General features: G+C 37.2%; 25 protein-coding genes and 1 other RNA gene. 20 read left to right on the top strand and 6 right to left on the bottom strand.

Annotated features, from left to right (window positions below; all coding sequences use genetic code 11):
* Positions 1–11 precede the first annotated feature (11 nt).
* Together N0O92_RS05870 and N0O92_RS05865 are read left to right on the top strand one after the other, a co-directional pair.
* On the top strand, positions 12–1,358 hold the full coding sequence (locus tag N0O92_RS05870) for a flavin monoamine oxidase family protein (protein WP_315613726.1): 1,347 nt from the start codon (positions 12–14) through the stop codon (positions 1,356–1,358).
* A 90-nt stretch (positions 1,359–1,448) separates the two neighbouring features.
* Entirely contained in the window at positions 1,449–1,697 is a 249-nt protein-coding gene (locus N0O92_RS05865) for a hypothetical protein (RefSeq protein WP_315613725.1), read from the top strand.
* A gap of 61 nt (positions 1,698–1,758) precedes the next feature.
* Here N0O92_RS05865 and N0O92_RS05860 read toward each other — a convergent pair whose 3' ends face one another.
* Entirely contained in the window at positions 1,759–2,004 is a 246-nt protein-coding gene (locus tag N0O92_RS05860) for an HPr family phosphocarrier protein (RefSeq protein ID WP_315613724.1), read from the bottom strand.
* Between the two features lie 228 nt (positions 2,005–2,232).
* On the opposite strand from N0O92_RS05860, the gene N0O92_RS05855 reads away from it, so the two are divergent.
* Entirely contained in the window at positions 2,233–2,979 is a 747-nt protein-coding gene (locus tag N0O92_RS05855) for a Cof-type HAD-IIB family hydrolase (protein ID WP_315613723.1), read from the top strand.
* A gap of 47 nt (positions 2,980–3,026) precedes the next feature.
* Here the strand turns inward: N0O92_RS05855 and N0O92_RS05850 are convergent, their stop codons facing one another.
* Entirely contained in the window at positions 3,027–3,788 is a 762-nt protein-coding gene (locus N0O92_RS05850) for a LysM peptidoglycan-binding and 3D domain-containing protein (RefSeq protein WP_315613722.1), read from the bottom strand.
* Positions 3,789–4,123: 335 nt separating this feature from the next.
* Here N0O92_RS05850 and N0O92_RS05845 point away from each other — a divergent pair, with 335 nt between their 5' ends.
* The 5 genes from N0O92_RS05845 (at position 4,124) to N0O92_RS05825 (ending at position 8,518) form a co-directional block, all read left to right on the top strand.
* Positions 4,124–4,822: a response regulator transcription factor gene (locus N0O92_RS05845; protein WP_315613721.1), complete on the top strand. Its 699-nt coding sequence runs from the start codon at positions 4,124–4,126 to the stop codon at positions 4,820–4,822.
* On the top strand, positions 4,819–6,195 hold the full coding sequence (locus N0O92_RS05840) for a sensor histidine kinase (protein ID WP_315613720.1): 1,377 nt from the start codon (positions 4,819–4,821) through the stop codon (positions 6,193–6,195). The genes N0O92_RS05845 and N0O92_RS05840 overlap by 4 nt, the downstream gene beginning before the upstream one ends.
* A complete protein-coding gene (locus N0O92_RS05835) occupies positions 6,188–6,937 on the top strand; it encodes a PepSY domain-containing protein (protein WP_315613719.1) in 750 nt (249 codons plus the stop codon). The genes N0O92_RS05840 and N0O92_RS05835 overlap by 8 nt, the downstream gene beginning before the upstream one ends.
* 214 nt (positions 6,938–7,151) lie before the next feature.
* Positions 7,152–7,979 (top strand): PepSY domain-containing protein, encoded by an 828-nt coding sequence (locus N0O92_RS05830; RefSeq protein WP_315613718.1) that lies wholly within the window; start codon positions 7,152–7,154, stop codon positions 7,977–7,979.
* A gap of 344 nt (positions 7,980–8,323) precedes the next feature.
* Positions 8,324–8,518: a hypothetical protein gene (locus N0O92_RS05825; RefSeq protein ID WP_315613717.1), complete on the top strand. Its 195-nt coding sequence runs from the start codon at positions 8,324–8,326 to the stop codon at positions 8,516–8,518.
* 147 nt (positions 8,519–8,665) lie between these two features.
* Here the strand turns inward: N0O92_RS05825 and N0O92_RS05820 are convergent, their stop codons facing one another.
* Positions 8,666–9,673, bottom strand: a complete 1,008-nt coding sequence (locus N0O92_RS05820; RefSeq protein WP_315613716.1) for a DUF3231 family protein — start codon at positions 9,671–9,673, stop codon at positions 8,666–8,668.
* A gap of 173 nt (positions 9,674–9,846) precedes the next feature.
* Between N0O92_RS05820 and N0O92_RS05815 the strand changes: the two genes are divergently transcribed.
* Together N0O92_RS05815 and N0O92_RS05810 are read left to right on the top strand one after the other, a co-directional pair.
* The gene (locus N0O92_RS05815) at positions 9,847–10,488 is read left to right on the top strand and encodes a hypothetical protein (protein WP_315613715.1); all 642 of its coding nucleotides are present in this window, start codon (positions 9,847–9,849) and stop codon (positions 10,486–10,488) included.
* Between the two features lie 273 nt (positions 10,489–10,761).
* The gene (locus tag N0O92_RS05810) at positions 10,762–11,964 is read left to right on the top strand and encodes an L-lactate MFS transporter (RefSeq protein ID WP_315613714.1); all 1,203 of its coding nucleotides are present in this window, start codon (positions 10,762–10,764) and stop codon (positions 11,962–11,964) included.
* A 38-nt stretch (positions 11,965–12,002) separates the two neighbouring features.
* On the opposite strand, the gene N0O92_RS05805 is transcribed toward N0O92_RS05810, so the two are convergent.
* Positions 12,003–12,089, bottom strand: a complete 87-nt coding sequence (locus N0O92_RS05805; protein ID WP_081727672.1) for a YjcZ family sporulation protein — start codon at positions 12,087–12,089, stop codon at positions 12,003–12,005.
* A 198-nt stretch (positions 12,090–12,287) separates the two neighbouring features.
* Between N0O92_RS05805 and N0O92_RS05800 the strand changes: the two genes are divergently transcribed.
* Together N0O92_RS05800 and N0O92_RS05795 are read left to right on the top strand one after the other, a co-directional pair.
* The gene (locus N0O92_RS05800) at positions 12,288–13,406 is read left to right on the top strand and encodes an NAD(P)/FAD-dependent oxidoreductase (protein ID WP_315613713.1); all 1,119 of its coding nucleotides are present in this window, start codon (positions 12,288–12,290) and stop codon (positions 13,404–13,406) included.
* 308 nt (positions 13,407–13,714) lie between these two features.
* Positions 13,715–14,017 (top strand): hypothetical protein, encoded by a 303-nt coding sequence (locus N0O92_RS05795; RefSeq protein ID WP_315613712.1) that lies wholly within the window; start codon positions 13,715–13,717, stop codon positions 14,015–14,017.
* 99 nt (positions 14,018–14,116) lie between these two features.
* Here N0O92_RS05795 and N0O92_RS05790 read toward each other — a convergent pair whose 3' ends face one another.
* On the bottom strand, positions 14,117–14,554 hold the full coding sequence (locus N0O92_RS05790; RefSeq protein ID WP_315613711.1) for a universal stress protein: 438 nt from the start codon (positions 14,552–14,554) through the stop codon (positions 14,117–14,119).
* A 238-nt stretch (positions 14,555–14,792) separates the two neighbouring features.
* On the opposite strand from N0O92_RS05790, the gene N0O92_RS05785 reads away from it, so the two are divergent.
* The 5 genes from N0O92_RS05785 (at position 14,793) to aroD (ending at position 18,202) form a co-directional block, all read left to right on the top strand.
* Complete coding sequence (locus tag N0O92_RS05785) at positions 14,793–15,308, top strand: hypothetical protein (RefSeq protein ID WP_315613710.1); 516 nt, start codon at positions 14,793–14,795, stop codon at positions 15,306–15,308.
* 71 nt (positions 15,309–15,379) lie between these two features.
* Positions 15,380–16,243, top strand: coding sequence for an alpha/beta fold hydrolase (locus N0O92_RS05780; RefSeq protein ID WP_315613709.1), 864 nt, complete (start codon positions 15,380–15,382; stop codon positions 16,241–16,243).
* 67 nt (positions 16,244–16,310) lie between these two features.
* A non-coding RNA gene (ssrS, locus tag N0O92_RS05775) (6S RNA) lies at positions 16,311–16,490 on the top strand.
* Between the two features lie 95 nt (positions 16,491–16,585).
* On the top strand, positions 16,586–17,377 hold the full coding sequence (locus N0O92_RS05770) for an HAD family hydrolase (protein WP_315613708.1): 792 nt from the start codon (positions 16,586–16,588) through the stop codon (positions 17,375–17,377).
* A 60-nt stretch (positions 17,378–17,437) separates the two neighbouring features.
* Entirely contained in the window at positions 17,438–18,202 is a 765-nt protein-coding gene (gene aroD, locus N0O92_RS05765) for a type I 3-dehydroquinate dehydratase (protein ID WP_315613707.1), read from the top strand.
* A 107-nt stretch (positions 18,203–18,309) separates the two neighbouring features.
* Here the strand turns inward: aroD and N0O92_RS05760 are convergent, their stop codons facing one another.
* Positions 18,310–18,483 (bottom strand): hypothetical protein, encoded by a 174-nt coding sequence (locus N0O92_RS05760; protein ID WP_315613706.1) that lies wholly within the window; start codon positions 18,481–18,483, stop codon positions 18,310–18,312.
* 238 nt (positions 18,484–18,721) lie between these two features.
* Here N0O92_RS05760 and N0O92_RS05755 point away from each other — a divergent pair, with 238 nt between their 5' ends.
* The 3 genes from N0O92_RS05755 (at position 18,722) to N0O92_RS05745 (ending at position 21,761) form a co-directional block, all read left to right on the top strand.
* The gene (locus N0O92_RS05755) at positions 18,722–18,925 is read left to right on the top strand and encodes a hypothetical protein (protein WP_315613705.1); all 204 of its coding nucleotides are present in this window, start codon (positions 18,722–18,724) and stop codon (positions 18,923–18,925) included.
* A 201-nt stretch (positions 18,926–19,126) separates the two neighbouring features.
* Positions 19,127–20,893 (top strand): methyl-accepting chemotaxis protein, encoded by a 1,767-nt coding sequence (locus tag N0O92_RS05750; protein WP_315613704.1) that lies wholly within the window; start codon positions 19,127–19,129, stop codon positions 20,891–20,893.
* A 130-nt stretch (positions 20,894–21,023) separates the two neighbouring features.
* Positions 21,024–21,761 carry a DNA polymerase beta superfamily protein gene (locus tag N0O92_RS05745; protein WP_315613703.1) on the top strand — a complete coding sequence of 246 codons (738 nt, stop codon included), beginning with the start codon at positions 21,024–21,026 and terminating at the stop codon, positions 21,759–21,761.
* Positions 21,762–21,813: the final 52 nt, after the last annotated feature.

Genomic DNA, 21,813 nt, shown 5'->3' with positions numbered 1-21,813 from the left:
GGGGGGATATTTTGAATAAGAGAATCGTTGATGTTGCAATTGTAGGGGCTGGTCTAGCCGGATTAACAGCTGCACATGATCTTATCAATTATGGGTACTCCATTGCTATTTTGGAAGCGCGCCATCGCCCTGGTGGAAGGATCAAGACACTAGTTTCGGATGATGATGTAACGATTGACCTCGGAGCTCAATGGGTTGGGAAAAGCCACCATAGAATGTTAAATTTGATTAAGAAATATGGCTTAGAGCTAACGCCGACGTTTCAAAATGGAGATACGATTGTTGTGTTAGATGGAAAACGGAAAACGACAAAAGGAAAAATACCATACATGTCCCCCTTTGCCAAGTTCGACCTGATACAAGTAAGACGTAAGCTAAATAAAATTAGTAAAGAAATTAATCCAATTGAACCTTGGAATTCAAAGGTTGCTCAACAATTAGACGAAGTTACGTTGGAAGCGTTCCTAAAAGAACAATTCTACTCTAGTCGAGCATTTGAGTTTTGCCGATTGCTTATTGAAGAATTGCTTTGTGCTCATTTATATGAAATTTCCGCTCTTGATTTTATTTGGTGTATTAAGTCTGCTGGTTCAGTAGAGGCATTGTTAGAAGCGGAAGGATTTTGGATAAAAGAGGGAGCCGGTACATTGGTTCATAAACTCACACAACCATTGCAAGAGAATATTCTCTATAACGAGCCCGTTCGTAGTATCCATTATGATGGAAACGACGTCAAGGTCCAGTCGGAAAATGAGCAGGTTTCGTGTAAGAAAGTGATTGTCGCAGTACCTCCTAATTTTATATCCAAAATCAATGTTAATCCTCCTTTACCGGCAAGTTATGTACAAATGAGTGAAAGGGCTAGTTTACCTTCTGTGATAAAGGTTATTTGTGTGTACAGTCACCCATTTTGGAGAAGCGTTGGACTTAGTGGAATGTCTTATTCAGCCAATTCTTTGGTGACATTAACGGTGGATAGCTCTCCTGAAGACGAAAAAAAAGGCGTCTTAACAGCCATCATTGGAGGGACAGCAGCAAGAAAACTAGAAACGGTTAGTTGCGATCAGCTACATCACGCTGTAAAGGAGGCATTAGTTCAATTGTTTGGAGAAAAAGCCGCTATTCCATTAAGTATCTATGAGAAAGACTGGAGTTCTGATGTGTGGACTCGAGGTGGGTATGGTACTCATTTTCCACCAGGGGTAATTAAAAATGTCGGATATGCTCTTATGAAACCCGTTGGTCCCATTCATTGGGCAGGAACTGAGACGGCCTCTGAATGGCGTATGTATATGGAAGGGGCTGTACAATCAGGTGAGAGGGTAGCAGCTGAAGTGATTGAGAGTCTGACAACTTGAAGTATTGCTTATGTATGAACGAAGAAGGATGTAGTCATACTGGTTAGAAAAGAAAAACTAACTGATTCCGAAGAAAAAAAGGAGATACTAATGTCTATAAAGCAAGGTTTTGACTATCAAATAGCTGATAATATAAAAGGTAATTTTAATTCAGCTGAAATGTTAACCGTTATTCGACTAATTGGAAACTGCGTGCAATTCACCCTCAAAGATGGAAAAGGGTATGGTTCCATGCCGATTGAACACATGGAATTACTTTTGAAGAAAAATGATTTGCGTGCTGTTGCCAATAAGCGCACGTTAGTAAAAGATAATGACGAGGAAGCACAGATTAGTTAAGATTACACATGGAAAGAATCAATTTCCTCGCTAGTGAGGAAATTGATTCTTTTGTATGTTTTTACACTTTTTCAAATAAACCAGTTGAAAGCAAGGCGTTAAGGCCGTCTGTACTAGTGCTATCGCATACTGTAAGCTCAATTTCTTGATCGGGTTGCAATGATATAGCAATTAACCCTAACAAACTTTTCGCATCAATTTCCCAATGATCCTTTTTTATCAAGATTGTCTCAGGATATTGACTAGCCTTGTTTACTAATTGACTCGCTGTTTTTGCATAAATAGGTTGTAATACCTTCACGCGCATGGTATTCCACTCCCTTTCATTTATAAAGGTATAAATGCATATCTATATACTGTTACTATATTGTGAAATAAAAGAAACATGTCAAGGAACAAGAAGATTGCTGGTAGAAAAAATAACAATTTTTTCACGTTAGTGAGTTAGAATGAGGGGTAATTTTCCAATATTCAACGTTATCCTTTTCTGAAATCTGATAAAATAATACAAAAGAGATGAATTGGGAGGGACACAATGGAAAAGAAAGATCGCAACCTTATCAAATTAATTGCCATTGATATGGATGGAACTTTGTTAAACGAGCGTAAAGAAATCTCGGAGGAAAATCGAAAGGCTATAAAGGAAGCGGAAGAAAAGGGTGTACATGTTGTAATTAGTACGGGAAGGACAAGGATGACATGTGATGAGTTAGTTCAATCTCTTTCTCTTCAATCGTACTTAATTACAGTGAATGGAAGTGAGATATGGGATGAGAGAGGGGAACTAATTGAACGAAAGTTGTTACACACTACCTTCGTTGAACAAATGTGGCAGTTGAAACAAACTCATAATACGATTTGTTGGGCTGCTTCTGTTGATAACGTATGGAGAGACCATTTTCCAGAAGACTTCACCGCACACGAATGGATGAAATTTGGTTTTGATATTAAAAATGATGATGTAAGAAAAACGGTGTTAGCAGAGCTTGAAAAGAATCCAGAACTCGAAATTACGAATTCTAGTCCAACAAATTTAGAGATTAATGCAGCGGGGGTAAACAAAGCAAAGGCAATTGAAGTAGTGTGTAATCGGCTAGGATTTGCGATGGAGAATGTGTTGGCATTAGGTGATAGTTTAAATGATTTGGCAATGATAAAAGAAGCGGGAGTCGGAGTTGCAATGGGAAATGCGCAACCTTTTGTAAAAGAATCAGCAGATTGGGTCACATCAACAAATGAGGAAGATGGTGTTGCGAAAGCTATTCGCACGTGGGTGTTATGAAAAAGAACCAATGAACCTTTAACTGGTTCGTTGGTTCTTTTGTTTCTTTAGTTAAGTATTTTTACATTCACTTCTTGTACACCCCAATTAAGGGCATCTTGTCTATTAGGAATAAATAGATCAATTTTATTTCCTTTGATTGCACCACCTGTATCTGCCGCTACGGCATGTCCATATCCCTCCACATATACTTCTGTCCCTAATGGAATAACGGAAGGGTCAACAGAGATGACTTTTTTATCTGGATTATCTAGTAGGTTTAGTCCCGTCGCCGTAATCCCTGTGCAGCCATTACAAGATGCTGTATAGGCTGTTGCGGTCATGGTTAACTCTTGCGCCACCACTTCTTTTGTTGAAGGAGCTTCTTGTGAGTCTTGTTTGTTAGTGTTATTTCTCGCTGTGGATTGACCATTTATAGAGAGTGTATCCCCTGTAACGATAACGTTTGGATTAGAGATTTGGTTCCACTCTTGTAATGATGAGACAGAAACGTTGTATTGTCTAGCAATTGATGAAAGTGTGTCTCCTTTTTTAATTGTATATTGTTCAGCGTTATTTGCTGATTCTCTTGTTTTTACTTGAGCATTACCTGATTGAGAGACTTGTAAGGTATCCCCTGGGAAAATAAGATTGCTAGAAAGCTGATTCCATTCTTTTAGATCATTTACCTGAATGTTATTAATACTTGCGATTGACCAAAGAGTATCACCTCTATGAACGGTTACCTCTTCGGCTGACGCGCTCATACCAAATCCTAAAGACCCTAAGAGTGCAGCGACGGTTACTAATGAAACGATGTTCTTTCTCATAAAACGATTCCCTCCAAAATTCATTATGTAACTTACTGAGCTGATTCTACCATGAATTTTTTTGAGACAAAGAACAAGCTAGTAACAATTTGATTACAGATGTAACAGACGTATGGGAAAATATGTACTAGTTTGGAGATGTGGTGAGTTAAAGAGTATGGTTTGTTTATAGTAATGGAGAGGAAACTATACTGAGCTCCTAGAAAACAAGAGAAGAACACCGGCTTTCTTGACCATGTTAGCTAGAGCTAATCAATTTTTGTCAGCAACGATGTGGTAAAATAAAACTATAGTATGTGAAAGAAAAGATAAGTTCTATATGAGAGGAAAAGGTTATGGAGCAAGCAAAAATATTAATTGTTGAAGATGAAGCTAATATTGCTCGTGTTGTTCAATTAGAACTTGAACACGAAGGATATCTTACGACTATTGCTACGGACGGGGGAGCAGCTTTAGAGAAATTACAGTCTGAATCATGGTCGCTTGTGCTACTTGATGTTATGTTACCTGTATTAAGCGGGATGGAAGTGTTAAGAAGGCTGCGAGCAACCGGAGACCAAACGCCTGTCATTCTTTTAACCGCACGAGATACGATTGTTGATAAAGTTATGGGACTTGATCAAGGTGCCAATGATTATATAACAAAGCCTTTTGAAATAGAAGAATTGCTTGCACGAATTCGCGCTTGTTTACGAGTGCAATCTAAGGTTCTAGGAAGCCGAGCAAATGCTGAGCTATCATTCGCTGATTTATCTGTAAATGAACAAACAAGAGAAGTAAAACGAGGAAAGACGAATATAGAATTGACTCCTCGTGAGTTCGATCTCCTTGTATATCTGTTACGACATCCAAAACAAGTATTAAGTCGAGAACAGATAGTAGAGCAAGTCTGGGGCTTTGATTATTATGGTGATACAAATGTCGTTGACGTGTATATTCGTTATTTACGACAAAAGCTTGATAGGCCTTTTAAAAATCCATTAATTCAAACCGTTCGAGGAGTAGGATATGTAATGAAAGAAACAACATCATGAGCATTTCACGTAGAATCACGTTGTTTTCGACAGTATGGTTGTTTGTTTTGTTGCTTTTAGTCAATAGCGGGATTTATTTTTTATTCGAACATATAACACGGGAGGCAGAGTTATCAAGAGTCTCAGCTCAAGCCCAATCTATAGCAGAAGTTATTCGTCCAGACCGAGGATTAACAACGGGTCAGACCGATCTTCTGACTGCTTATGTGCCCGGAGACGGCATGATTCGTATTATTAGAGAAGATGGAAGTGAAGCGACAACCATTACGAAAAATCCTGCTTTACGAGCAATACCTCGATTTTTTACAAACGCTCAACAGTCTGAACTAGTTCAACATAATGGCAAGCCGTTTGCGATGGCAAGGTACCCTTTAATTTGGAATGATGGATCTGTTGTGACATTAGAATATAGTGAGCAAATGGATACGTTTGAATCAACGTTAGCAATTTTACGTGTTGTTCTTATTGTCGCGTCACTACTTGTTATTGTTCCCGCTTTTTTTGCAGGTAGAGCATTAAGCCGAGTGTTATTACGTCCGATTCAATCGCTAATTCATACGATGGAAGGGATTAGAAAAAGTGGAACGTTTCAACGAATCGAAGTATCCAATCAATCAAAAGATGAACTAGATCAAATGGGGGAAACGTTCAATCGCATGATTGAGCTACTTGAAACTAATTATGATAAACAGCAACAATTTGTTTCGGATGCTTCACATGAATTGAGAACACCGTTAACAGTAATTGAAAGTTACGCACGGTTATTGAAAAGATGGGGGATGTCGGATCCAGATCGATTGAAGGAAGCTGTTGATGCAATATATGATGAATCACAACGGATGAAGGGTTTGACCAAACAAATGCTTTCTCTTGCGACAGGAGAGCCCGATAAGACAGTTGAGCTACAAAGAGTGGATTTGAGTACGGTATCAAGAGAAACAGCGAAAAAGCTAGCGCAAGCGTATGAGCGTGAAATTCTTGTAAAAGCTCAAGGGGACTTTTTTATTTTGGGCGATGAAGCTAGAATAAAACAGCTACTTTATATTTTGCTAGAGAATGGTTTGAAATATAGCAGTGAGGCTTTAGAGATGACCCTTTCACATATTGATAGCGATGTAAAAGTCGATGTGACGGATTATGGTATTGGCATTCCTGAGGCGGATTTGCCACATGTATTTGAACGATTTTTTCGAGTTGACAAAACTCGTAGTCGACAAACGGGAGGGAGTGGTCTAGGCTTGGCGATAGCCAAATCAATCGTTGAAGCACATGGTGGGAGTATCTCGCTTACGAGTCAAGAAGAGATAGGAACAACTTTTGTCATATTGCTACCAGCTTTAAATGGAATGAAGGGGATGGACGAAAATGAATAGTATATGGAAGAATCGACTACTGATGGGTGTAGTTGTTGCGATTGCGATCATTGTTGTTGTTTCGTTTTTTCGGCCAGCTCAAGCTTTTATGGGGGAAGAAGAAGTTAGACAACTAGTTGTGGATCAATATGGTGGTGAGATTCTTTCTTTTACTGAAACAGAAGAGTTTGGGCAAACTGTCTATCAAATTCAGTTAGCGACAGATAGAAATCAATATGAAGTGATGGTTGATCCATATACGGGAGATATCTTATCGTTGTCACTTTCATCAGGAAATATAGAAGTGGATCATGATAATTCAAAAGATAGAGTAGACGAGAACCTATTAACTCATAGTGAAATAAGAAATATCCTTCAAAGTGAGCTGGGCGAAGAAGCGACCATACTTGAATTACAATTAACAGAACAAGATGGGGTATCTGTCTATGATGTTTTATTCCGTCAAGGACAAGCAGAAGGAGAGGTAACCATTCATGCGCAAACAGGAGAAATCCTTTTTTATGCAGTGCATGATGAAACTAGACATGCGCCAGTTCAACCTAAGCAACTAATTGGGGAAGAAGAAGCAATTCGAATTGCGCTTTCTCATGTAGAAGGTGTAGTTGATGATATTGATTTAGAAGAAGAGAACGGACGTTTATTTTATGAAATAGAAATTGAGCTAACATCTGAAGATAGTGAGGCAGATGTATTAATTGATGCGATTACGGGTGAAGTGATTGCGATCATTTGGGAAGATTAAAATGTTAAATCAGGGGTGTGAAAAAGGTGGAAAACCTTTAGCACACCTCTTTCTCTTACATTCGAGCCCCCTGAAAAAGGTGGAAAACGCACCTTTTTCAGGGGGCTCCTTACATTCTACCAGGAGTTTCTCATCATAATCTCATTTTTCTCTCCCTTTCCTTTCAGAATGGTTGGATATGATGAAAAGGAAGAAATAGAAGGAGGCGTCGTACATGAAAAAATGGACAATACTGGCCACTAGTTTGTTGGTGGTGGGAGGAGCAGCTGTTGGAGTGGCTGCAGCAGATAAAGAAGCAATGGTAGCTTATGAACCAGCACTTGTGCTTCAAACAACGGTTCAAGAGGAAGGAACTCACCAAGTTAATGTTGGAAACGATCAAAAACAACTTACAAAAGAGCAGGCAATCACGATTGCAACAGACATACTTCCTGGAAAAGTCAAAGAAGTGGAATTGGATTCAGATGATGGCAGATTAATGTATGAAATTGAAATTAAATATAATGGCAATGATTTTGATGTTGATGTTGATGCTATTACAGGTGAAGTAATTAAGATTGATGATAATTTATTAAACACACCTATTGCCAATGAAATGAAAATTGGCTTGCAGGAGGCTGAATCGATTGCCTTGGAACAGATAGGTGATGGTAGGATAAAAGAAATTGAGTTAGAGAAGAAGTATGGTCATTATGTGTATGAGGCCGAGATGAAAGTTAAAGGAGATGAACGCGACCTTTATATCGATGCTATGACAGGCGACATTTTATATATGGATGATCATGATCGGCAAACAGGCAATAGAATCCAATCAACAACCGAAGCAATAACAAAAACTAATAAAACAGAACGCCTCACACCACAACAAGCCATTTCAATTGCGGTCGAGCATGTAGGGGGAGGGAAAGTCGATGATTTAGATTTAGAATATGAAAAAGGTCGTCTTCTGTATGAGATTGAATTAGAGATGAAAAATGGGGACGATGTTGATGTATATATTGATGCTTATTCAGGAGAGGTCTTAGTAGTAGATTGGGATTAAAGTAGTGGGGTGTTCAAAAGGTACAACTACCTTGGGACGCCCTTTTTAAGCAATGGCTCCTTACGCTATGAAAGCTGGTTGTTTCCTAGCTTACGGAGCTATTGTTTTTTTCTTTTAATAGCCTTTTTTACTTAAAAAAGAGAGAGGAAGGTAAGACAAGTCCATAGATGTTTGCTATAATAAAAGAGAGTGGTAATTCTGAAAATTAGCCAACAAGCCTTCTTTTTGCGAAAAGAATGCATATGCCTATACCACTTTGAATAAATTGAATATGATTATCAGTAAGTGCTAAAAGTTGAATGATGGAAACATTTTCAACAAATATGTGCTAAGGAGGCTGAGCAATGGATTATATTATGTTTTGTGATCATTGTGGAATGCCCAAACCAATTGTAGAGCACATCATGAGGGAGTATTTCTGGATTGCCAATCAAGTATATTGCAACAATTGCGAAAAGCCAAATCAAATTCCGAAATATCTACAATCATTATCGCTAGACATGCAAAAAGATAATCATAACGGCAAAAGAGATTCGTAGAGTCGAATGGGCTAAGGGGTCCAAATTTCCTCATGTAGGACAAGCGCCTACAAATGGGCGAGGGTCATACGTGAAGATTCGTACAGCATATATTTTCCTTTATAAACAGGAGCTTTTACCATAAGGTGAAGCTCCTGTTTTATTAAATTATGTTTGTTTTGATATGATCTTCTTCCGATCACTTGATTGAGGCGGTTCCTCCAACCATTGATGTTTTAGCATAATATCTAACCCATCCTTTGCATAACTAGCAACTTCTAGTGAAAGCTTTTGGTACAAAGCTATCAAATCATAACGCATACTTGCAGTCGACGCGGTTGAATAGTTGCCTTGACCTGTAGCACTTAACACACTTTTTAGAAACATCATAAGTTTGTCCGAGAACACACGTGTAGTCGAATCTGTCACACCAACATCAGGGGAGGTAGGGGATGCTACATCTGACTTCGTTAATGTTTCAATAAAGATGTTCACATGTTTTTCTCCGGTTTCTTTTCCTTTAATAAAAAATTTTTTAACTTCTTTGTTGTCTGTTGTTTGGGCAAACCCCGTACAAATTATTTTCCCGATTGAGTTAGATTTGAGGTTTTCAAATAAGTGCAATATTTCAACTGCATTTAAAGTCCTCTTACGAAATGGATTAAGACCGTTCGAAAAATAAGATTTATCGTTAATAAATTCAACCTCTTTAGGTTTAGTAATAGAAGGAGGTCTAACAAACATTCCTTTAGAGAGACTCGTGTTAATGATATCGTTTAACAAAGCTGAATAATTTGATAAAGTTTCTGTAAAAAAGGTACGAATATCTTGACGTGTTGAGGAACCTTGGGAAGCACTATAGGCAAGGGTACTAGTTTTTCCCATTGTCTCCATAAAGGATAACATAAGGTGATCAGTAAAAAGCCTAGGAGCTCTTTCATTAACATCGCTCTCTGAAAAGCCGATTGGAATGGGTAACATTTCTAAATGAAAAATAGATTCAATTCTATGTTTGACTTGGTCGACAATCTGTAAGCTCTTTTCTATCAGGTTGTTGATTTCGTGGTCTTCAACGGTAGTGTGAAAGTACCTTAATATTTGATGTGTCATACTATTTTGTATGTATTGTGTCCATAACATACCGATCTCTGAAGCTGTTAGTGTTGGCTTGTCCATTATGCACCTCATTAAATATAATATTCTTGATTATGTTTCCACGAATAGTGATTATTATGAGAATATGTATTTTGTAATGGTAAGACATATGAGATGAGAATTATTAACTATGCATGATCTTTTCCTTTTCATCATAGGTATCAAGACAAGCATGAAAGGGAAGGAGAACAAAAGTGTCCTATATTCATGAAAATGGATGGTTTTTATTTGTTATTTCTGAGGGGCTTACGTGGGTTTTGATTGTCTTCTTTTTACTTAGTCGGTATTGGTTACGATTTGACCGTTTGAGTCAAATGTGGTTGATCTTTATTGTGGGCATCAATATATTTCAAATCTTTTTAGGTGGAATTGACTTTTATTTCACGGGTGAAATTTCATTTTTTCAGATTGTCATCGTTCTTTTTATTACATATGCATGCACATTAGGAAGTTCTGATTTTGCTCGTTTGGATCAATTCATTAAGAAGAAGTTCGATAGAGGAAGCAGAAATGTGCGAGTTGTTGAAGAAAAACGGGAGTTTAAGAAACATGTTACATATCGCTATTTGCTGTTTGCATTTCATACTGGATCCTTCTTGGGACTTCATCTTATTTGGTATATTGTCGAACGAAACCACTTTCATGGAATAGCTGAATATATTGTACTTCTCTCTAAAAATTGGTTTGAACCGGTTAGTTATGTGTTATTAGAAAATTCTCTTTACTTTGTAATCTCTTACGTTTGGATTCTCATTTATCTATTTGATCTCATCGTAATCATGAGTTATTTTGCTTTCGTATTGTTTTGGAATAATAAACAAAATTCACTTTCATAGATTGACAAGGTTCGATTGCTTCCCCTATAATGAAAAAAATGATCTAGCAAAAAATTATTAGATTATCTTCTAGTCAAGGTTCTATGAACAAGGATTGGGAGAAATCAACTGTGATTTTATAAATGTTATTAAAAGGAAATACATGGTGGCTACTGTAAACACTATTGTGGGTACAAAAGAGACCAACGCTGATAGTTCAATCAACGTTGGTCTCTTTTGTTATGTTTTCTAATAATTCAAATAATGAGATTGTTTGGTATAGGAGGATGGAAGATGAATAGATGGCTTGTTGTATTAGGAGCAGTGATAATTCAAATTAATCTAGGGGCCGTATATGCCTGGAGTTTATTTAATCAACCGTTAATGGACAAGTTTGGTTGGGCTAGGGAAGATGTAGTTGTTACATTTTCCATTACAATTGCCACATTTGCGTTAGCTACGATATTTGCTGGCCGATTACAAGATAAGATTGGGCCAAGATGGGTTGCCACGATTGGTGGTGTTTTGCTTGGACTTGGACTTATGTTAGCTAGTCAAGCAACGACCCTGTTTCAATTATATTTGTTTTATGGTGTAATTGGTGGAATTGGAATTGGAATGACTTATGTATGCCCACTATCTGCATGTGTAAAATGGTTTCCTGATAAAAGAGGATTAATTAGTGGCGTTGCTGTAGCTGGTTTTGGTTTAGGTGGTTTGATTTTTAAGCCCATTATTGAATGGCTTATGGCAAGTATGGGTGTATCGTCTACCTTTATGTCTCTTGGACTAATTTATTTAGTTCTTGTCGTTGCAGGTGCACAATTGCTTAAAAATCCACCTGCAGAGACGTTTAAAAGGAAGACGGACAAACCGATTCCAGAACTAAGTAATAACTTTTCACCAAAGCAAATGTTAGGAACGTATCAGTTTTATTTATTATGGGTTATGTTCTTATTTGGAAGTATGTCTGGATTAATGGTAATTAGTTTTGCCGTAGATATCGGTGTAGATATCGTTAACTTAGATATGGAAAAAGCAGCAAATGCTGTGATGGTCATTGCATTGTTTAATGCAGCTGGACGTATTGTATTAGGAAGGGTCTCTGATACATTGGGGCGTATGAATACCTTAATGGGGATTTATGGCTTGACGGCAATTATTATGTTTTATATGAGTACAGGATCCATGAACTATATAACATTCCTTATTTCCGTTTCACTCATTGGTTTTTGTTTTGGAGGATTTTTGGCTTTATTTCCTTCCGTAACAGCTGATTATTATGGGACACGAAATATGGGGAGCAATTACGGACTTATGTATCAAGCGTATGGGATTTCTGCATTCGTAGGACCTATAGTGGTTAAAGCGATTCCGTTAACTCAAGCATTCGTGTTATCAGCGATTGTGTGCTTGCTGGCTCTAGGGATGGCAAAAGTAGTATCTGTGCCGAAAAAGAAAGAAGAAAATAAATATATGGAACAAGAAGCATCTTAATGAAGGAGGCAAGGGAGAGATCCCTTGCCTCTTTTCTATTAAAATGCGTATGCAGAACCTACAATGACTAATAAAATGAAAAGCACAACAATTAAAGTGAAACTATTACCTGTAACGTGACTCATAAGTGAATTCCTCCTTTTGAGTGGGTACACTTTTACCGTATGTATGCGACTAGTAATTGAGTGGGCTAATGTCACGATTATATAAAGATTGGGCAAGAGCCTACTTTATTTTAAATACAATAATCTGTATTTGAGCTCTGCAAACCAATGCTGTAATATTATGAACAGAATATAATTGGAAGAGAAAAGGTGTTTTGTATGAAGACATATATCATAGTGGGAGCAGGTATTTTAGGAGCTGCAACGGCTTATCATCTGGCAAAAGAAGGAGCTAATGTCACAATTGTTGATCGCCAAGATTTAGGGAAAGGAACTGATGCCGCAGCTGGGATCGTTTGTCCTTGGTTATCACAACGTCGAAATCAAGCGTGGTATCAATTAGCGAAAGGAGGAGCGCGGTATTATCCTTCCCTTATAAAAGAGCTAGAGGAAATTGGAGAAAAAGACACCGGGTACAAACAAGTTGGTGCAATCAGTCTTCATACAGATGAAAAAAAGTTAGATAAAATGGAAGAACGTGCAAAAAAACGGAGGGACGATGCACCTGAAATGGGTGAGATCAGGCGCTTATCGCCAGCCGAAACGCAGGATCTTTTTCCTCCTATAGCAAAAGAGTATGGATCTGTTTATGTCAGCGGTGCTGCACGTGTGAATGGAAGTGCTTTATGCAGGGCATTAATTAATGCAGCTAAAAAGAAAGGTGCTACCTTTATTAAGGGAGATGCTGTGTTAACTCGGGAAGGAAATTGTGTGACTGGTATTCAATTGGAAGAGAAACATATAACAGCAGACCAAGTAATTGTCACAACAGGTGCTTGGGCAAAAGAGGTATGTGAGTCTTTAGACATTTCTTTTTTAATTAAGCCTCAAAAAGCACAGATTGTTCATTTGGAATTACCAAATACCGATACCGATGAATGGCCAGTGGTGATGCCACCAACAAATCAATATTTATTAGCTTTTGAAGGGGGGCGTGTCGTGGTAGGAGCAACACACGAAGACGACGTTGGCTATGATAGGCGTGTAACTGTGGCTGGACTTCATGAGATTTTTGATAAAGCACTTATGATAGCTCCAGGATTAGCAGATAGTACGGTTGTTGAAACGAAGGTCGGCTTCCGACCTGTAGCTCCAGGGTTTCTTCCTGTTATAGGTGCGATCCCTGGTTTTCAAGGGATTATAGTAGCGAATGGATTAGGCGCATCCGGGTTAACGGTCGGTCCATATTTAGGGGCAGAGCTTGCTAAGTTTGCCCTTGGAAGAGATACGGAAATTGATCTTAGTTTGTACAGTGTGGCAGAAGCAATAGAGAAGTAAGTAAGTTGATTATAGAAAGGGCGAATAGCTTAAATAGGAGGACTGAAAAAGAAAAAACAACTTTTTTAGAGCCCCTAAAATAGCTGTTCGTTTTTTTGTAGTTCGTTAAATATGGCATTGGATCAAAAAATAACAAAAACATATGCGAAAAGAAACAAATAGAGTCAGAGAAATATCTAGCTATCTCGCAAAAATTGTAAAAGTCTTTAAGTGAAATCAAAAAGCGATGGTTGCTCTATACATGGTTACTGAAAGAGTTTAATATGAGCAATGTAAGAAAAACAAGTAATGCCTAGGAGGTTTTTTCAATGAAAAAAAAGGTAATCCTTACAGCAGCTTCAGCCATCTTAACAGTAGGAATTCTTGCAGCGTGTGGTGATAATGAATTAGATGAGCCAACACTTGGTGAAGAATCAGAAGTAGAAACAGAAATGGATATGGATGGTTTCGATGATGCGCCAGAAGCAGATGAAGGTGTAGAAGAGCTTCCGGAGCTTAATGAAGATACAGAAGAATTTGATGCAGAACTTGAAACAGAAGAGGAAGATATAGAAGAGTTTGATAGTGAATTGGAAACAGAGTTTGATGATTCAGACGATAACGGACTTTAATATCTGTTCTTAAATAACAGAGGTTGTCTTATCAAGTTCCACCTACTACACTACAAGTAGTTGAGGATGGAACCTTGGTTAAAGACAACCTCTTTTTTTTTAATTACGTACAATCATGACGTCACACTTTGCACGTCTGGCAATATTTTCAGAGACGCTTCCAATGAGAAACCTTTCAACAGCATTTACCCCCGTAGCACCTGCAACAATTAAGTCAGCCTGATGTTTTTCTGCAACATCTTTTGGTATTCGGACTTTCGGTGAACCATAACCGAGGTCCGTAACCACGTCATCTAAACCAGCATCAAGTGCAATAGTTTTGTACTCTTCTAGAAGATCCACGCCATATCCTTCTGCTTGTTCTGCATAGGTGCGATCATAGTGTTCAATTGTGCCAGTTGTCCGGTTGTCTATAACATAGGAAATCACAAGTTTTGCGCGATCTTTGTTTGCTAAATCAATTGCTTTTTGCAATGCACGTTTCGCTTCTTTGGATCCATCAACAGCTACAAGAATAGTCTTATAATGTAAACTCATAGTGAACACGCTCCTTTTTCGTTCTTGTATGTTTCTTACTTACATCATAATGAATTTATTAAGTTTTAAAAGTGATGTTAATCACAATACTTCATATTTTTCTGTTAGTTTAAATTGAATTAAAATGACTAGAGGTATAATGTAGGAGAAAGTGATTTAAACGATAACGAAGTCTGAATACGAACAGTACACTGACATAGAAATTCGTATTTAAAAATGAAAAGAGTGAGGGATGAAGATGTTTGATCCTACAATCTTTGATAATCTAAAAGTAGGAATGGAAAATCATTTGTATGACCTTGATACAATTGAACAGTTAATTGAGATAAAAAATAGAAAAGATATTATGGATTTCTCCATTATGTCTAGGCAATTTGCTCTTGAGTTTCACTTGGCAAACCAACCGAGCATACTAGCAGAAATTGTACTTCATGCTACAATTAAAGACTTATCTGATGAAATTTTAGAAGTGAGTGGGCAAACACCAGGATGTAGTCTATTGCTTCGGTTTTCGCTTGATATAGTTGATGTGAAGAGACAATGTAATGAGATCGAAAATATTTTATTACATATATGGGATCCTGCCTTGCCTCCGAATCAAATTATACAGTTCCCATTCGAAAAAGATAAAATCTCGTACACGAACACAATTGAGCTGCAATTTAATCATAAAATAAATGAGGAACATATGGCCGATATTCCAGGATTGGTCGAACATGTCCTCTTAACATTGCAACAATTGCAACGAGTGTAAATTGGAAACCTCCTTTTTTTCGTATGAGTTAGACGCAAGAAGCAAAAGCTAGGAAATAGGAGGATCATTCGATGGAAAATAATGTTGAGTTTCACTATATTAAGACAAATGGGATAACGATACATACAGCTGTCGCTGGTCCAAAGGATGGCCCACTGGTTATTTTGCTACACGGTTTTCCGGAATTTTGGTATGGATGGAAAAATCAGATTGGGCCATTAGCGGAAGCTGGCAATCTTGTCGTTGCTCCAGACCAACGTGGCTATAATGTAAGTGACAAGCCAGAGGAAGTAGATCAATACACACTTGATGTATTACGTGACGATATTATTGGAATAATTACACATTTTAACAAAGAAAAAGCGAGTGTGATTGGACACGACTGGGGAGGGGCAGTAGCGTGGCATTTAGGTGCAACTCGACCAGAATATGTTGATACCTTAATCCCAATTAATATGCCACATCCAGCCGTTTTAGAAAAAATAATGATGAAATGTCCTTCTCAATTTATACGAAGTTTTTATATTTTACTATTTCAAATTCCATTTATTCCTGAAAAAGCGTTAGTGGCAAATCGTTTTCAACTTATGAAATCTTCTATACTTCACACGTGTTGTCCGAATTCGTTCACAGAGATTGAACTGGAACATTACATACAATCTTGGGACCAACCTAACGCTTTGACTGCTATGTTAAACTGGTACAGAGCTATTAGACTAGGTAGTCTGATGCAAGTTCCTAAAAAGGAAATAACGATCCCTGTTAGAATGTTATGGGGTAAGAATGATCCTTTTTTGTCATTAAAACTAGCAAAGGAAAGCATAAAGTTATGTTCGAACGGAGAATTGGTGCTAATTGATGATGCGACACATTGGGTTCACCATGAACAAGTAAACATTGTAAACCGGTTTCTACTAACGTATTTATCAAGGTAAGGGGGGAATTTTTTCCCCTTATGAAAATAGCTATTGAAAGCGTTGTCATTAATGTTTATAATACAGGTAGAAGCTGCTTTGTACGCAAACAATGGTTTCAACCTGTATATGTAACGAGGGAGTTTAAATGAATCGAACAGATGTCAAGCCTTCAATAAGTAGAGGAAGACAGAAATCGTTTCGCAAACACCCACTTTAGAAGTGGTGGTTTGGAACTCAGTTAAGTAGCGACAAATGCGGCCCCTATACTCACAAGAACCAGTTCCATATTAAGGAACTGGTTTCTTTCGCCTTATACAAATGTGATATAATAAATAAAATTTACGAAAAAGGAGCGACCTAATGCCAAGTTATAAAATATTGTTTCTAGATATTGATGGAACGATTTTGAGACCCGACCATACAATCGAACAATCGACGATAGAAGCAGTTAGCCAAGTACAGGAAAAAGGAATAGAGGTATTTCTAGCAACAGGGCGACCATTACATGAAATCCGTGAAATAGGAGAAACGTTAAAAATCAATTCTTTCATTGGTTATAATGGTGCTTATGCGGTACATAAAAATAACGATATTCTAAAAGAAAAAATAGAAGGTGAAATGATACAGTATTTTCTGAAAACAGCAGAAGAAAACGGACATGAAGCGATCTTGTATACAAATAAGAAAAATGTATTAACGTCTCTTGACTCGGAAATTTTGACCGAATTTATAGAATATTTCCACTTAAGGCATAATGTCCTGTATTCATCTGAATTTCTACATGACATTTTAGGAGTTTCACTTGTGAACGTAGGTGAAAAGGAACAAGAAAAGTATGAAAAATGGGGAGGCATTCACCTATCGCCTGTGAATGTAGGTGGCTTTAAAGAACATGCATATGATGTGATTAGAGATAAGGTGAATAAAGGGTACGCAGTTGAAAAAGTATTACAAGTACTTGGAATCTCTAAAGAAGAGGCAATTGCTTTTGGTGACGGGATGAATGATAAGGAAATGTTAGCTTATGTCGGGGAAGGCTTTGCTATGGGTAATGCTCAACAAGAATTGTTTGCATATGCAAAACATAAAACAACCGATGTTACGGACTCAGGTATCTTTAATGGGCTTAAATCACTAGGATTAATTAAATAAGAAGATGTTCCTCTTTTTTTAGTTGGTAAAGTTTCTTTTGGAAAGTAGGGAGAGTTGAAAATGAAAAAGATAGTAAACGTTAAAGGTGTGAATATCGGAGAAGGCATGCCGAAGATTTGTGTACCGATGGTTGGGAGCACGTTGTCAGAACTACTAGAAGAAGCAACAAATTTACAAAATATAGATGCGGAAATCATTGAATGGAGAGTGGATTTTTTTGATGACGTTATGCAAGTAGAACGCGTAAAAGAAGCTCTTACTCAAATTCAAGTAATCTTGAAAGGAAAGCCACTTATTTTTACGTTTCGTACGATGAAAGAAGGTGGAAAAAGAGAAATTGGCGATGCTGAATATGTCACACTAAATAGAGAAGTGATAAAAACCGGCTTAATCGATATCATTGACATTGAACTTTTTAATGATGAGGATATCGTGACGTCACTTGTATTAGAAGCGCATGAACACAATGTATTTGTCATACTTTCCAATCATGAGTTTGAAGAAACACCTTCAAAAGAGGAGATTGTTTCAAGGTTGGTAAAAGCTCAAGAATTAGGAGGAGACATTCCGAAAATTGCCGTCATGCCAAAGAATTCAGCTGACGTGTTAACGTTATTAGACGCAACAAATACAATGAAACATCAATATGCTGAGGGCCCTATAATTACGATGTCCATGGCAGGTCAAGGTGTGATTAGTCGACTAGCAGGGGAGATATTTGGATCAGCTATAACTTTTGGAGCGGCTAATAAGGCATCTGCACCAGGACAAGTTGCTATTGCTGAGTTACGTCAAGCGTTAGTACTTTTGCACCAAAACGCATAAACCTATATCTGTTTGAAGGTAGTCTCATGCTACACTTTGGTTAGAGCGTGTTCAAATGTAAAAAACTACATTTAAACACGCTTTTTTTTATTGATTTTTATTTAGGATTAAGGCTGACCACCTTGAGGCCTTACATCTTTTTCTTCTTGTCCAATTGCTTCCATTCCAATTTCTTCTTGAACATTCAATTGGACTTTCTTTTCAGCGAGTTCCTCATTTTTAAAGGTTAAATCAGGCTGTATGTTATTGTTCCGACTTGCTTGCTTGTTCCAATCTCCCACTATTATCACCTCCGATAGTAGTAATGGTAGTAGTATGCGATATTTAGAAATCTTTTATCAAATGAGATTCTTAGAAAATGGGAAGCATTATAAAATAATGGAAACTAGTGGATACTAAGAAAAGGAAAAAAATAGAAGAGGAGGTGTTCTTATTAACGCTTTTATATTAATCATTGTAATTGGATTGCCTCTTATTCTGTATCTTCTAGCTCGTAGATGGAATCGGATACGAAAATGGATGAACATAATCGCAGTCGTTTCAGGAGTCATTTTTGGTAACATTATAACAGTCACGATTTATACAATTATTCAATCAAATGAGGTATTCATGACAACTGTCCATGGGATTTTCTTAAATCCGTTATTTTTAGTAACAGGGGGGTATTTGGGAGTATTTGTTTTATATCGCCTAATTCTAATATCAATTGCTGAACGAATGTAGGTAAATTATTTTGATATTTATAAAAAGAGTCTTGTACATTTCCTAACTCCTGTTATAATTTGTCTAAAGGTGTCAAAAGGGGACTTTTGAATTAGGATAATAAGAGTGTTCTTGCTAATGTAAATGCTTTCTTGAAAGGGTACTGTGTGATCAAAATCCAGCGTTGATTCATCTGACAGCATGATAAAGGGAGAGGAAGAAATGAAAGCGTTTAAATTAAAGGGGTTAACGGGTAAGATTTTAACTCTGAATTTTATGATTTTGTTAGTCATAGCCGTACTATTAGGATCCATTAGTTACTACTTTTCCAAACAACAATTAATTGATGCAGGGGTGACAGATTTGCGTCATTCCATTAATGGAACTCTTGCTGTTCTTGAACAATTGAATGACCAGGTTGAGAATGGACAACTTCAACTAAGTGAGGCACAAGAAATAGCAGCTAGCTATATCTCAGGTCCATATAGTAATGAAGCAGAGAAAATGAGAGATTTTACGAAAGCCGCGTTTTTATATAAAGAACTAGGATATATGTTCGTGTATGACAGCAATCATTTCTCACTTGTTCATCCAATGGGCCTAGAAGGTCAAGATTTATCTAATTTGCAAGATGCGAGTGGTCAGTACTTAATTCAAGATTTAGTTAGAATCTCAAAAAATCCTGATCCAGAGTTAAGGACACATGTATATGATTGGACGAATGCAGACGAGACCGTACCAAGGGAAAAATTAGCCTATATGGGGTATTATGAGCCATGGGATTGGATGATCGGCATAGGTGCTTATACGGAAGAGTTTTACGAAAATCTAGGGATTTTGCAACTTGTTTCTATTGTTGTAGGAGTTATTACATTAGTTATTGGTTCTATCATTTATTATTTATTTATTCGTAAATACTTACAAGCTATACAAAATTTAAATGAGACAGCAAGAGAAATCGCAGCAGGAAATTTGGCTACGGAACTAACAGAGAGCAAATCAAATGATGAAATAGGTGAGTTAACAACTTCTTTCAACGAGATGGTCACAACCATTCGAGAAATTATTCAGCAAGTAAATGATTCGAGTGAACAAGTTGCAGCTTCATCTGAACAATTATCAGCAAGTAGTGAAGAGACAAAGTTAGCTACAAATGAAGTAACGATGGCTATGCAGTCGATCGCTTCTTCAAATGAAACACAAGTTAAGCAAATGGAAGAAGGGTCAAGCTCATTAGCAGCAATGGCTACTAATATGAGCCATGTATCAGGAATGGTTAGAAATGTATCAAAGTTATCTGTAGAAACAGCAGAAGAAGCAGAAAGAGGAAATCAAGTCATCCGTGAAGCGGTTGATCAAATGGGTTCTATCACTAAAAGTGTGAGTGATTCTTCTGAAGTAGTTAAGAAGTTAGATAACAGATCAACTGAAATTGGCCAAATTATACAGGTCATTACAGGGATATCGGATCAAACGAACCTTCTCGCATTAAATGCAGCTATTGAAGCTGCCCGAGCAGGTGAGCATGGTAAAGGATTTGCTGTAGTGGCAGATGAAGTACGAAAATTGGCAGAAGAATCGAAGAGATCAGCAAATCTTATTTCAGAACTAATCAAAGAAATACAGGCAGATTCTTCAGCAGCAATGGAAGCTATGTTAAAAGGAACGACAGACGCTGAAAACGGCTTAGTAGTTGTTAATAAGGCAGGTCTTATATTTGACACAATTCACCAATCTATTAAAAGGGTGAATGAAGATATACAGAATGTTTCAAACTCGTCCGTTGAAATCACGGAAAATACAAATAGAGTTAAAGAAACAATTGAGTCATTAGAGGAGATTGTTAGACAGACAGCAGCTAATTCACAAAATGTGGCCTCTACTTCTGAAGAACAATTAGCGTCAATGGAAGAAATTTCAGCGTCATCTGATTCTCTTAGTCAGATGGCACAAGGGTTAAGTCAAATTGTTCAAAAGTTTAAATTGTAAAAAATACGATAATCATATGAAGAAGCGCGTAATCTAATTTGCGGGCTTCTTTTACGCTTCTTTTTAACGGGCAATAATGAATTGGGGTCAATCTGTTTTAAAGTATCATCATGTAGAAGAGGGGATAAAGATGAAAAGGACGATAGCTTTTAAAGCAGTAGTAGGATCTGAAAATTACAATTTAGTTACAAAAGAATCTGATAAGGATTATAAAACTTTTGTAATTCCGACTTTTGCTGACCTATATGATCGGACCATATACACTGATAGTATGGTAAAACAGACAATTGACGAAGAAATTCACGATGTTCGGAAATTACCTACCCTTTGGTGGAAGTCTAATGTTAACTTTTTAGAAGTCCTTTTCGCAAGGGAGATTATCATCAATGACAATTCACTAGTTAAAAGAGCTGTTAACGAATTATTGGCTAGAAAACAAGATATTGCAACGATGAATCTTCCTTATTTATATAAAGCTTGTCAGGGTATGTATTTAAGCAAGTACAAATATTTAGAGAAGGGGAATAAGAGCACAAATCATCTAGTCGAGGAATTTGGATATGATACAAAATCTGCGATGCATGCTTATCGTATTCTTGATTTTGTGGAAAGGTTTTCATCTAATCATTTTCGAAATTTCCAAGAGGCGATGACTTACAATGACAATGATCGTGAATTTATGGTTGCAATTAAAAAGGGCCGCTATACTAAAGACGAAGTGAAACAATTAATAGATGAGAAACTATCTGCTTGTGAGAAGCTAAAAAATGTGTACCTCTCGCAACCTGTAAATGAACAAACCAAATCAATTGTTGAAACCATCATATACGAGTTAACAGTAGACTGTATAAAGGGGGAATTACAATGAGAAAGAGAAAGGATGCTCCGAAAAGATCGAAACCTTTTGAAGCATCCTCTAT

This window comes from Alkalihalobacillus sp. MEB130 (genome assembly GCF_032335535.1).
Lineage (GTDB): Bacteria > Bacillota > Bacilli > Bacillales > Bacillaceae_D > Halalkalibacter.
Note: the sequence above shows the minus strand (reverse complement) of the source record. Positions and strands in the feature narration are given on the sequence as shown.

Bases quoted from the DNA above. Each gene is read 5' to 3' on its own strand.
- N0O92_RS05865 (WP_315613725.1), top strand. From the start codon at position 1,449: ATGTCTATAAAGCAAGGTTTTGACTATCAAATAGCTGATAATATAAAA.
- N0O92_RS05860 (WP_315613724.1), bottom strand. From the start codon at position 2,004: ATGCGCGTGAAGGTATTACAACCTATTTATGCAAAAACAGCGAGTCAA.
- N0O92_RS05855 (WP_315613723.1), top strand. From the start codon at position 2,233: ATGGAAAAGAAAGATCGCAACCTTATCAAATTAATTGCCATTGATATG.
- N0O92_RS05850 (WP_315613722.1), bottom strand. From the start codon at position 3,788: ATGAGAAAGAACATCGTTTCATTAGTAACCGTCGCTGCACTCTTAGGG.
- N0O92_RS05845 (WP_315613721.1), top strand. From the start codon at position 4,124: ATGGAGCAAGCAAAAATATTAATTGTTGAAGATGAAGCTAATATTGCT.
- N0O92_RS05840 (WP_315613720.1), top strand. From the start codon at position 4,819: ATGAGCATTTCACGTAGAATCACGTTGTTTTCGACAGTATGGTTGTTT.
- N0O92_RS05835 (WP_315613719.1), top strand. From the start codon at position 6,188: ATGAATAGTATATGGAAGAATCGACTACTGATGGGTGTAGTTGTTGCG.
- N0O92_RS05830 (WP_315613718.1), top strand. From the start codon at position 7,152: ATGAAAAAATGGACAATACTGGCCACTAGTTTGTTGGTGGTGGGAGGA.
- N0O92_RS05825 (WP_315613717.1), top strand. From the start codon at position 8,324: ATGGATTATATTATGTTTTGTGATCATTGTGGAATGCCCAAACCAATT.
- N0O92_RS05820 (WP_315613716.1), bottom strand. From the start codon at position 9,673: ATGGACAAGCCAACACTAACAGCTTCAGAGATCGGTATGTTATGGACA.
- N0O92_RS05810 (WP_315613714.1), top strand. From the start codon at position 10,762: ATGAATAGATGGCTTGTTGTATTAGGAGCAGTGATAATTCAAATTAAT.
- N0O92_RS05805 (WP_081727672.1), bottom strand. From the start codon at position 12,089: ATGAGTCACGTTACAGGTAATAGTTTCACTTTAATTGTTGTGCTTTTC.
- N0O92_RS05800 (WP_315613713.1), top strand. From the start codon at position 12,288: ATGAAGACATATATCATAGTGGGAGCAGGTATTTTAGGAGCTGCAACG.
- N0O92_RS05795 (WP_315613712.1), top strand. From the start codon at position 13,715: ATGAAAAAAAAGGTAATCCTTACAGCAGCTTCAGCCATCTTAACAGTA.
- N0O92_RS05790 (WP_315613711.1), bottom strand. From the start codon at position 14,554: ATGAGTTTACATTATAAGACTATTCTTGTAGCTGTTGATGGATCCAAA.
- N0O92_RS05785 (WP_315613710.1), top strand. From the start codon at position 14,793: ATGTTTGATCCTACAATCTTTGATAATCTAAAAGTAGGAATGGAAAAT.
- N0O92_RS05780 (WP_315613709.1), top strand. From the start codon at position 15,380: ATGGAAAATAATGTTGAGTTTCACTATATTAAGACAAATGGGATAACG.
- N0O92_RS05770 (WP_315613708.1), top strand. From the start codon at position 16,586: ATGCCAAGTTATAAAATATTGTTTCTAGATATTGATGGAACGATTTTG.
- aroD (WP_315613707.1), top strand. From the start codon at position 17,438: ATGAAAAAGATAGTAAACGTTAAAGGTGTGAATATCGGAGAAGGCATG.
- N0O92_RS05755 (WP_315613705.1), top strand. From the start codon at position 18,722: ATGAACATAATCGCAGTCGTTTCAGGAGTCATTTTTGGTAACATTATA.
- N0O92_RS05750 (WP_315613704.1), top strand. From the start codon at position 19,127: ATGAAAGCGTTTAAATTAAAGGGGTTAACGGGTAAGATTTTAACTCTG.
- N0O92_RS05745 (WP_315613703.1), top strand. From the start codon at position 21,024: ATGAAAAGGACGATAGCTTTTAAAGCAGTAGTAGGATCTGAAAATTAC.